General features: G+C 60.2%; 8 protein-coding genes and 4 tRNA genes. 1 reads left to right on the top strand and 11 read right to left on the bottom strand.

The window, feature by feature from the left end:
* Window positions 1-129: 129 nt before the first annotated feature.
* The 11 genes from BXA01_RS25490 to uvrB form a co-directional block, all read right to left on the bottom strand.
* Entirely contained in the window at window positions 130-576 is a 447-nt protein-coding gene (locus BXA01_RS25490) for an Hsp20 family protein (protein WP_076567090.1), read from the bottom strand.
* Window positions 577-695: 119 nt separating this feature from the next.
* Entirely contained in the window at window positions 696-1,655 is a 960-nt protein-coding gene (locus BXA01_RS25485) for a tRNA dihydrouridine synthase (RefSeq protein WP_016773924.1), read from the bottom strand.
* A 175-nt stretch (window positions 1,656-1,830) separates the two neighbouring features.
* On the bottom strand, window positions 1,831-2,274 hold the full coding sequence (locus BXA01_RS25480; RefSeq protein WP_076567088.1) for an acyl-CoA thioesterase: 444 nt from the start codon (window positions 2,272-2,274) through the stop codon (window positions 1,831-1,833).
* A 46-nt stretch (window positions 2,275-2,320) separates the two neighbouring features.
* Complete coding sequence (locus tag BXA01_RS25475; protein ID WP_016773922.1) at window positions 2,321-3,154, bottom strand: alpha/beta fold hydrolase; 834 nt, start codon at window positions 3,152-3,154, stop codon at window positions 2,321-2,323.
* A 30-nt stretch (window positions 3,155-3,184) separates the two neighbouring features.
* A complete protein-coding gene (locus BXA01_RS25470; RefSeq protein WP_016773921.1) occupies window positions 3,185-3,724 on the bottom strand; it encodes a TetR/AcrR family transcriptional regulator in 540 nt (179 codons plus the stop codon).
* A 181-nt stretch (window positions 3,725-3,905) separates the two neighbouring features.
* Window positions 3,906-3,981 (bottom strand) — tRNA-Glu (locus BXA01_RS25465).
* 80 nt (window positions 3,982-4,061) lie between these two features.
* Window positions 4,062-4,137: transfer RNA gene (locus tag BXA01_RS25460), tRNA-Ala, on the bottom strand.
* 53 nt (window positions 4,138-4,190) lie between these two features.
* Window positions 4,191-4,266 (bottom strand) — tRNA-Glu (locus BXA01_RS25455).
* 79 nt (window positions 4,267-4,345) lie between these two features.
* Window positions 4,346-4,421: transfer RNA gene (locus BXA01_RS25450), tRNA-Ala, on the bottom strand.
* Window positions 4,422-4,609: 188 nt separating this feature from the next.
* On the bottom strand, window positions 4,610-6,091 hold the full coding sequence (gltX, locus tag BXA01_RS25445) for a glutamate--tRNA ligase (RefSeq protein WP_076567085.1): 1,482 nt from the start codon (window positions 6,089-6,091) through the stop codon (window positions 4,610-4,612).
* A gap of 276 nt (window positions 6,092-6,367) precedes the next feature.
* Window positions 6,368-8,383, bottom strand: a complete 2,016-nt coding sequence (uvrB, locus tag BXA01_RS25440; protein WP_016773919.1) for an excinuclease ABC subunit UvrB — start codon at window positions 8,381-8,383, stop codon at window positions 6,368-6,370.
* Between the two features lie 337 nt (window positions 8,384-8,720).
* Between uvrB and BXA01_RS25435 the strand changes: the two genes are divergently transcribed.
* Window positions 8,721-9,917: an amino acid aminotransferase gene (locus BXA01_RS25435; protein ID WP_016773918.1), complete on the top strand. Its 1,197-nt coding sequence runs from the start codon at window positions 8,721-8,723 to the stop codon at window positions 9,915-9,917.
* Window positions 9,918-9,987: the final 70 nt, after the last annotated feature.

Genomic DNA, 9,987 nt, shown 5'->3' with positions numbered 1-9,987 from the left:
AAAGAGCCCCGACAACAGCGGCAAACCCTGCATCGCTTTGACTGCGCGCACAAAAAAGGCCCCGACGTATCGGGGCCTTTCGTTCAGCGGCTTATCGCCGATTCGGGCGATTGTGTGTCAGCACATGAATCAATGCTGCAACGCCGGCTGCTGCGCTCCAATGATCGGGATGCGCTTGGCTTTCGCTTCTTCCGGGATCACACGGAGCAGGTCGATGCTCAGCAGGCCGTTGCGCAGCGCAGCGTCCTTGATCTCGATGTGATCGGCCAGGCGGAACGACAGCTTGAAGGCTCGCTGGGCGATGCCTTGATGCAAGAACGTGACGCTTTCGTCAGTGTCACGCTTGCCGCCACTGATGGTCAGCACACCCTTCTCGACTTGCAGGTCCAGGTCTTCTTCCTGGAAACCGGCGGCCGCAACGACGATACGGTATTGGTCATCACCGTGTTTTTCGACGTTGTAGGGTGGGTAGCTGCTGCCTGGCTCGTTGCGCAGGGCGGTTTCGAACAGGTCGTTGAAACGGTCGAAACCTACCGAGGAACGGAACAGTGGTGCGAGAGAAAATGCAGTACTCATGATTCAAATCTCCTGAAAACAATCAGCAAGGTTTTGTGTCTCAGCGACCCGAATTCGGCATCGCGTAACCCTTAGATAGGGACCGCTGTTTTGATTTCAAGAGAATATTTTGAGATTTTTTATGCGGCTTCGACGAGCGGCAATCCGAGCAGACGCGAGACTTGATCCGGCTCGGTTTCACGGCGCAGAACGGTGAAAAGCTCGGCGGCTTCCGGGTAGTTGCGCGTCAGCATGGCCAGCCATTGCTTGAGGCGACCGGGCGATTGGCGCGCGGTCATCTGCGCCTTGGCCTGCAGCCAGAAGTCCTGAATCAGCGGCATCAGCTCGGCCCAGGTCATCTCGACGACCTCTTCACCAGCGCGAGCGGCGGCGATCTGCCGGGCAAGATCCGGGCGGGAGACCAGCCCCCGACCGAGCATGATGTCTTCGACACCACTGATTTCGCGACAACGGCGCCAGTCTTCGACGCTCCAGATATCGCCGTTGGCGAACACCGGCACCTTGACCACATCCTGCACACGCGGGATCCACTCCCAATGCGCCGGCGGTTTGTAGCCGTCCATTTTCGTCCGCGCATGTACGACGATGTGCTCTGCCCCGCCTTCGGCCAGCGCCGTGGCGCAGACCAGCGAGCCGTCAGGACTGTCGAAACCCAGGCGCATTTTCGCGGTGACCGGGATGTGCGCCGGTACGGCGCGACGGACATGCTCGACGATCTGGTTGAGCAGCTCCGGCTCCTTCAGCAGCACGGCGCCGCCACGGGATTTGTTGACGGTCTTGGCCGGGCAGCCGAAGTTGAGGTCGATCACTTCAGAACCGAGTTCGCAGGCAAGCGCAGCGTTTTCCGCCAGGCACACCGGATCGGAACCGAGCAATTGCACGCGCAGCGGCACACCGGACGCGGTGCGAGCACCGTTGAGCAGCTCGGGGCCGAACTTGTGGAAGTACGCCGGGGTGAGCAACTGGTCGTTGACCCGAATGAATTCGGTCACGCACCAGTCGATGCCGCCAACGCGGGTCAGCACGTCGCGCAGGATGTCGTCGACCAACCCTTCCATGGGCGCCAGAGCAATTTGCATGGGGAAACACTACTTGAAGAAAAAACGTGCGGCAGTTTACTGGATATCGCACAAATCCGCAGAACAACACATATCTCTGTGGGAGCGAGCCTGCTCGCGAAGGCGGTCTGTCAGTTGATGCATGCGTGACTGACCTGACGCTTTCGCGAGCAGGCTCGCTCCCACAGGGTGAGATTTATATTGCCTCTGCAATCTGGATCGCCGGGCCATAGCCGTCGATAAATTCAGCCGGCATACGCTTGGGCTTGCCGGTCGACAGTTCGATGCAGACAAACGTGGTCTGTGCGCGCAACAGCGTGGCGTTGTCGCTGGGGCGTTTGAGCTGGAAATGCCGGGTCATTTTCAGGCGCTGATCCCAGTCGACGATCCAGGTCGCCAGTTGCAGTTCATCGCCTTCGTAGGCCGCGGCCAGGTAATCGATTTCGTGACGGACAACTGCCATCGCCCGATCCAGCCGCCGGTATTCGACCAGATCCAGGCCGAGGCGCTGCGAATGGCGCCAGGCGCAGCGCTCGAGCCAGGTCACGTAAACGGCGTTGTTGGCGTGCCCGAGCCCGTCGATGTCTTCGGCGCCTACTTGCAGATCAATGGTAAACGGCGTTGCCCGATCCCAGCCCATGCCCCACTCCCGGTCAAAGTATTCAACCGGGGCAGTGTAACGGAGCTCAGGCTGATTGGCGCGCCTGAAGGCTGCGACCGGCAAGCAGTGATAACACACCATCAATCACTCGAGGGTCGGCCAGCACGCGTTGATGGCCGCCGCTTTCCAGGCGCAGCAGGCGGCTGTCGAACCAGGCTTCGTGAATCAATTGCGATTCTTTTACCGAGACGAAGTTGTCGTCCTCGGCGTGCACGATCAGGCCGGGCATATCAAGTTGATAGTGGGCCACGTCCAGCGTTGCGGCGCGCATGCCGACGTCCTGCTCGACCTGACGAATGAACGCCGAACGCGCGCGCGGCGGCATGCCCACCATTCGCGCGAAACCGCGCAGCACGCCGAGAATCCGCGACGGTGCGGCGATGCTGACCAGAGTTTCGGTGCGCAGACCCAATTGCACGGCGAGCATCGCGCTGGCGCCGCCCATGGAATGCCCGATAACCGCTTGCAGCGGCGGCAATTCGGCAGCGGCTTCGAGCATGGCGCGGGCGAACAGCACTACATTGGCTTCTCGCCCAGGGGAGCGACCGTGGGCCGGGCCATCGAGCGCGACGACGGTATAACCGGCATCGACCAGAGCATTGATCAGCGAGGCGAATTGCGTTGGCCGCCCTTCCCAACCATGCATCAGCAACACCGTAGGGCCTTGACCCCAGCGCAGCGCCGACAGGCCGAAGCGCAACGTGATGCGTTCGGAGCTGGCCAATAGCGGCAGCTCCCAATCGCGCAGCGGTAGCGCGCGGGGCGTCATGAACGCCAGACGCATTTTGCTTGCCACCAGTTTCGGTGCAAACCAGCCCAAGGTACCGTTAACGCCACGAACCCACTTCAACGCGTTCATCGCACTCTCCTCAGGCTTGTTGCCTTCAGGTCAACGCACCGCCGACTTGGCGGCGCGCAGCAATCGATCGGATAACTCTCCCGGACCCAGCGCTCTGGCCAAGGCCAGACCACCAACCATCAACGCGACATCGGCCAAAGCCTTGTCGGTGTCTTCAGGGCTGGCCGCCAGCTGCGCGACCATCAATTCCAAATGCTCGTTCAGCGCTATGCGGAACGACTCCGGCAAACGCCCCAGCTCGCCAATCGAGGCCGGAATCGGGCATGCGGCTTCGCTGGAATCACGGTGTTTGCGTGACAGGTAGAACGCAGCCACCAAAGCGCGACGCTCTTCGCCGGTCAGATCGGCGTCCATGTCGGCAATCAGGTCGCGACGGCGGCCCAGCAGTTGCTTGAACGCTTCGAGCATCATCGCGTCCTTGCTTTCGAAGTGTGCGTAGAAGCCGCCGACGGTCAGGCCGGCTGCGCCCATCACTTCGCCCACGCTCGGGTCAGCCGGGCCGCGCTGAATCAGTGCGGCGCTGGCAGCCTTGAGGATGCGTTCGCGGGTTTGAGCTTTTTTATCGTTCATCGTTGCCTCCGAATATTACGACTAGAATATTATTCGCATAATAATATTCCGCAAGTCATGAATATGACCGCTGGTCTGAAGCACAGTGTAAGGAAAAAGGAGAGTTGGCCAAACGCCGGACAAACAAAAGGGCCATTCAATAATTGAATGACCCTTATAAATCCCGCAGAGCGGGTAATCGTGGCGTCCCCTAGGGGACTCGAACCCCTGTTACCGCCGTGAAAGGGCGGTGTCCTAGGCCACTAGACGAAGGGGACACAAACCCTTCTATACAACTGATCAGTGCTGAGAGCTGATCGATTCAAGGCCGGTGTGGCCAGACCTTGAACTGTAAAATTGGTGGAGCTAAGCGGGATCGAACCGCTGACCTCCTGCATGCCATGCAGGCGCTCTCCCAGCTGAGCTATAGCCCCGGATTTTTCGCCTCGCGGCGGAGTGATCTCTTGCAACATCACTTCTGTAAAACTGGCGTCCCCTAGGGGACTCGAACCCCTGTTACCGCCGTGAAAGGGCGGTGTCCTAGGCCACTAGACGAAGGGGACGCAAACCCTTCTATACAACTGATCAACGCTGAGTGCTGATCGCTTCAAGGCCGGTGTGGCCAGACCTCGAAGTGTAAATTGGTGGAGCTAGACGGGATCGAACCGTCGACCTCTTGCATGCCATGCAAGCGCTCTCCCAGCTGAGCTATAGCCCCTCATCGCTGAGGACGGGGCGAATCTTAAGGGCGTATCGAAAGCCTGTCAAACTTATTTTTGAAAAATTTCAAAATTTTTTGCCGGGATAACAATCACTTACCGCCCTCCCCCGTAAATTCGGGAGAAACGCCGAAGGCAGGATCAAAAGATCGCAGCCTTCGGCAGTCCTGCAGAGAAGCAAAAGCAATCAGGCGATGGCGCCCAAGAGCTTTTCCCACTCCTTGTTTTCTTTCTTCGACACGCCGCCCAGCAGGTCAATCGCCTGGCGCAAGCGGAAACGGGTGAGATCCGGGCCGAGGATTTCCATCGCATCGAGCACCGACACCGAACTCGCCTGCCCGGTGATCGCAGCAAACATCAGCGGCATCGCGTCGCGCAATTTCAACTCGAGGGATTCGACCACCGCCTGAATCGTCGCGGTGATGCTGTGCTTCTCCCACTGCCGCAGGCTTTCCAGTTTCCACAGGATCAATTGCATCAACTGGCGAACCTGATCGCCGGAGAGCTTTTTCGACTCAAACAGCTTGGCATCCGGATTCACGCCGCCGGCAAAGAAGAACCCCGCCAGCGGTGCGACCTGGCTGAACGTTTCAACACGGCCCTGAACGTGCGGCGCGATTTTCATCATATAGTCGGAATTGAACGCCCACTTCTGCACGCGGGCGGCAAACTCTTCCACCGGCAGATCGCGCAGCCACTGGCCGTTGAGCCACGACAGCTTCTCGATATCGAAGATCGGCCCGCCGAGGGAAACGCGCTTGAGGTCGAAGTTGTCGACCATTTCCTGCAGCGAGAACTTCTCGCGCTCGTCCGGCATCGACCAGCCCATGCGGCCGAGGTAGTTGAGCATCGCTTCCGGCATGAAGCCCATGCGCTCGTAGAAGGTCACCGAGGTCGGGTTCTTGCGCTTGGACAGCTTGCTCTTGTCCGGGTTGCGCAGCAGCGGCATGTAGCACAGTTCCGGCTGTTCCCAGCCGAAGTATTCGTACAGCAAAATCAGTTTCGGTGCCGATGGCAGCCATTCTTCGCCACGCAGCACGTGGGTGATGCCCATCAGGTGATCGTCGACCACGTTGGCGAGGAAGTACGTCGGCAGGCCGTCGGTCTTCATCAGCACTTGCATGTCCATGCGATCCCACGGGATCTCGACGTCGCCACGCAACATGTCCGGCACCACGCAGACGCCTTCGCTCGGCACCTTCATGCGGATCACGTGCGGTTCGCCAGCGGCCAAGCGCGCCGCGACTTCTTCCTTCGACAGCAGCAGTGCGCGGCCGTCGTAACGTGGAGTTTCGCCGCGAGCCATTTGCTCGGCGCGCATCTGATCGAGTTCTTCAGCAGTGCAGAAGCACGGGAACGCATGGCCCATGTCGACCAGTTGCTGGCAGTACTTCTGATAGATGTCGCCGCGCTCGCTCTGCCGATACGGGCCGTGCGGGCCGCCGACGTCCGGGCCTTCGCTCCAGTCGATGCCGAGCCAGCGCAGGGCGTCGAAGATCTGCTGTTCGGACTCGCGGGTCGAACGCAACTGATCGGTGTCTTCGATGCGCAGGATGAACTCACCGCCGTGCTGCTTGGCAAAGCAGTAGTTGAACAATGCGATGTAAGCGGTACCTACGTGGGGGTCCCCGGTAGGCGATGGCGCGATGCGAGTGCGGACGGTGGTCATGGCTTGTCTCGAAAAATGAAGAGCAGAACAATCAAGCGGCGAATGGTAACAGGCGACACCCGCCCCGCTCCAGCGGGCAGGGTATTTAAGCCAGATGCCCTAAGCCCTTCGGATGGTGTGAAGGCCATTCGCGAGCAGGCTCGCTCCCACAGGGATACACAATGATCGTTCCCACGCTCTGCGTGGGAAAGCATCCTGTGACGCTCTGCGTCACGCGAGCGATGGGACGCAGAGCGTCCCGGGCGGCATTCCCACGCAGAGCGTGGGAACGATCCCTTATACCGTAAGCAATCGTTCGCGCAGTTTGGCAATCTCGTCGCGCATCTGCGCCGCCGCTTCAAACTCCAGATCCCGCGCCAATTGGTACATCTTCTCTTCCAGCGCGCGGATGCGTTTGGTGATTTCGCTTGGCGAGCGCAGTTCGGCTTCGTACTTGGCGTTCTCTTCGGCGGCCTTGGCCATGCCTTTGCGCTTCTTGCTGCGCGAACCGGGCACGGTGGCGCCTTCCATGATGTCGGCGACGTCCTTGATCACACCTTTCGGGGTGATGCCGTTCTCAAGGTTGAAGGCGATCTGCTTCTCGCGACGGCGCTCGGTCTCGCCAATCGCCCGCTCCATCGAACCGGTCATGCGATCGGCGTAGAGAATCGCCCGGCCATTGAGGTTACGCGCCGCGCGGCCGATGGTCTGGATCAGCGAGCGCTCGGAACGCAGGAAGCCTTCCTTGTCGGCATCGAGAATCGCCACCAGCGACACTTCCGGCATGTCGAGGCCTTCACGCAGCAGGTTGATCCCGACCAGCACATCGAACACGCCGAGGCGCAAATCGCGGATGATCTCGACGCGCTCGACGGTATCGATGTCCGAGTGCAGATAACGCACGCGCACGCCGTGGTCGGCGAGGTAATCGGTCAGGTCTTCGGCCATGCGCTTGGTCAGCGTGGTGACCAGCACACGTTCTTCGATCGCCACGCGCTTGGTGATTTCCGAGAGCAAGTCATCGACCTGAGTCAGTGCCGGCCGCACTTCAACCTGCGGGTCGACCAGGCCGGTCGGCCGCACCACCTGCTCAACCACCCGCCCGGCGTGCTCGGCTTCGTAATTGCCGGGCGTTGCCGAAACGAAAATGGTCTGCGGGCTGACCCCTTCCCACTCGTCAAAACGCATGGGCCGGTTGTCCAACGCCGAAGGCAAGCGGAAGCCGTACTCAACGAGGGTTTCCTTGCGCGAACGGTCGCCCTTATACATCGCGCCGACCTGCGGCACGCTGACGTGGGATTCGTCGATCACCAGCAAGGCGTCGGCAGGCAGATAGTCGTAAAGCGTGGGTGGCGCCGCGCCGGATGGACGCCCGGAAAGGTAGCGCGAGTAGTTTTCGATGCCGTTGCAGTAACCCAGTTCGAGAATCATCTCGAGGTCGAAACGGGTGCGCTGCTCCAGGCGCTGGGCCTCCACCAGTTTGTTGTTACTGCGCAGGTATTCGAGGCGCTCCTGCAATTCGACCTTGATGCCTTCGATGGCGTCGAGCAGGGTTTCCCGAGGCGTCACGTAGTGGCTCTTCGGATAGAAAGTGAAGCGCGGCATCTTGCGGATGACTTCGCCGGTCAGCGGGTCGAAGGCGGAAATGCTCTCGACCTCGTCGTCGAAAAGCTCGATGCGGATCGCTTCCAGATCGGATTCCGCCGGGAAGATATCGATCACATCACCGCGCACGCGGAACGTCGCCCGGGCAAAATCCATGTCGTTGCGGGTGTATTGCAGGTCAGCCAGGCGCCGCAGAAGCGCGCGCTGATCGAGCTTGTCGCCGCGATCCACGTGCAAGACCATTTTCAGATAGGTTTCCGGGCTGCCCAGACCATAGATGCACGACACCGTGGTGACGATGATCGCGTCCTTGCGCTCCAGCAACGCTTTCGTCGCGGACAGTCGCATCTGCTCGATGTGGTCGTTGATCGACGCGTCCTTCTCGATGAAGGTGTCGGACGACGGCACATACGCTTCGGGCTGGTAGTAGTCGTAGTAGGAAACGAAGTATTCAACGGCGTTGTTGGGGAAGAACGCCTTGAACTCCCCGTACAACTGCGCGGCCAGGGTCTTGTTCGGCGCCAGTACGAGCGTCGGCCGCTGGACCTGGGAGATGACGTTGGCAATGCTGAAGGTCTTGCCCGAACCGGTCACACCGAGCAGTGTCTGGTGCGCCAGCCCGGCGTCAATGCCCTCAACCAACTGGCGAATGGCTTCCGGCTGATCGCCGGCAGGCTCGAAGCGGGTGACTAGCTGGAATTCCGACATACACACCTCTGGAATCGCGGCGTTCCGCGTCAGGCGGAGCACCACGAGGACGACCGCAAACGACCGATGTCGCGCAAGAAAAAACCTGGATTGTGCTGAATGTGGTGGCGATTGCCTGACCTTTCAAGGCAAACGTCCTACATCCGGTAAAGAGTCTGACAAAGTCAATCGACTAACGGTCAAGAAATAATCGGAAAAACTTACCCTAAAAGCCGATTCGCCTGTCGCCATTGCGCGGTGATGGCCTCTATACTAGCTCCCCGTTTGTGCACCGCTCTAGTGCATTCGGCTGGAGCGCGACACGTCCCTCCACTCTCCATTCAGAGCCGCCGTAATAATGAGCCTGTTCTCCGCTGTCGAAATGGCACCCCGCGATCCAATCCTGGGCCTCAACGAAGCATTCAACGCCGATACCCGGACCACCAAGGTCAACCTGGGCGTGGGCGTGTACTGCAACGAAGAGGGGCGAATTCCACTGCTGCGCGCGGTGATCGAAGCCGAGACGATTCGCGTCGCGCAACACGCTTCGCGCGGTTACCTGCCGATCGATGGCATCGCTGCCTACGACCAGGCCGTGCAGAAACTGCTGTTCGGCAACGACTCGCCGCTGATCAGCGCCGGTCGCGTCATCACCACTCAGGCCGTCGGCGGGACCGGCGCACTGAAAATCGGTGCCGACTTCCTCAAGCAACTGCTGCCGAACGCCGTCGTGGCGATCAGCGACCCGAGCTGGGAAAACCACCGCGCGCTGTTCGAAACCGCCGGTTTCCCGGTGCAGAACTACCGTTACTACGACGCTGCCACCCATGACGTGAACCGTGCCGGCATGCTCGACGACCTCAACGCCCTGCCGAACGGCTCGATCGTTGTCCTGCATGCTTGCTGCCACAACCCGACCGGCGTCGACCTGACCCCGGCGGACTGGAACAAGGTGCTCGAAGTGGTCAAGGCCAAAGGTCACGTGCCGTTCCTCGACATGGCTTACCAGGGTTTCGGCGACGGCATCGATGAAGACGCCGCCGCTGTGCGCCTGTTCGCCGAATCCGGCCTGACCTTTTTCGTCTCGAGCTCGTTCTCCAAGTCGTTCTCGCTGTACGGCGAACGCGTTGGCGCACTGTCGATCATCAGCGAATCGAAAGAAGAAAGCGCGCGCGTGCTGTCGCAGGTCAAGCGCGTGATCCGCACCAACTACTCCAACCCGCCGACTCACGGCGCCAGCATCGTTGCTGCGGTGCTGAACAGCCCGGAACTGCGCGCGCAGTGGGAAGCCGAGCTGGCCGAGATGCGTCTGCGTATTCGCGGCATGCGCGAGCAGATGGTTGCCCTGCTGGCGGAAAAAGCGCCGGGCCGCGATTTCAGCTTCGTCGGTCGTCAGCGCGGCATGTTCTCCTACTCCGGCCTGACCACTGAACAAGTGCATCGCCTGCGCAACGAGTTCGGCATCTACGCCCTGGACACCGGCCGCATCTGCGTGGCTGCCTTGAACCAGAGCAACATCAAGGCTGTGACGGACGCGATCGTTCAGGTCATCTGATTTCGGCGAGTGATGAAAAAACGGGAAGCCTTGAACGGCTTCCCGTTTTTATTTGTCTCAGAAAACGCCT

The organism is Pseudomonas sp. B10, assembly GCF_900156235.1.
Taxonomy (GTDB): Bacteria; Pseudomonadota; Gammaproteobacteria; order Pseudomonadales; family Pseudomonadaceae; genus Aquipseudomonas; species Aquipseudomonas siliginis.
This window is presented reverse-complemented; position numbering and strand designations above follow the sequence as displayed.

Excerpts from the sequence above, each read along its gene's own strand:
- BXA01_RS25490 (WP_076567090.1), bottom strand. The coding sequence starts at position 576 with ATGAGTACTGCATTTTCTCTCGCACCACTGTTCCGTTCCTCGGTAGGT.
- BXA01_RS25485 (WP_016773924.1), bottom strand. The coding sequence starts at position 1,655 with ATGCAAATTGCTCTGGCGCCCATGGAAGGGTTGGTCGACGACATCCTG.
- BXA01_RS25480 (WP_076567088.1), bottom strand. The coding sequence starts at position 2,274 with ATGGGCTGGGATCGGGCAACGCCGTTTACCATTGATCTGCAAGTAGGC.
- BXA01_RS25475 (WP_016773922.1), bottom strand. The coding sequence starts at position 3,154 with ATGAACGCGTTGAAGTGGGTTCGTGGCGTTAACGGTACCTTGGGCTGG.
- BXA01_RS25470 (WP_016773921.1), bottom strand. The coding sequence starts at position 3,724 with ATGAACGATAAAAAAGCTCAAACCCGCGAACGCATCCTCAAGGCTGCC.
- gltX (WP_076567085.1), bottom strand. The coding sequence starts at position 6,091 with ATGACCACCGTCCGCACTCGCATCGCGCCATCGCCTACCGGGGACCCC.
- uvrB (WP_016773919.1), bottom strand. The coding sequence starts at position 8,383 with ATGTCGGAATTCCAGCTAGTCACCCGCTTCGAGCCTGCCGGCGATCAG.
- BXA01_RS25435 (WP_016773918.1), top strand. The coding sequence starts at position 8,721 with ATGAGCCTGTTCTCCGCTGTCGAAATGGCACCCCGCGATCCAATCCTG.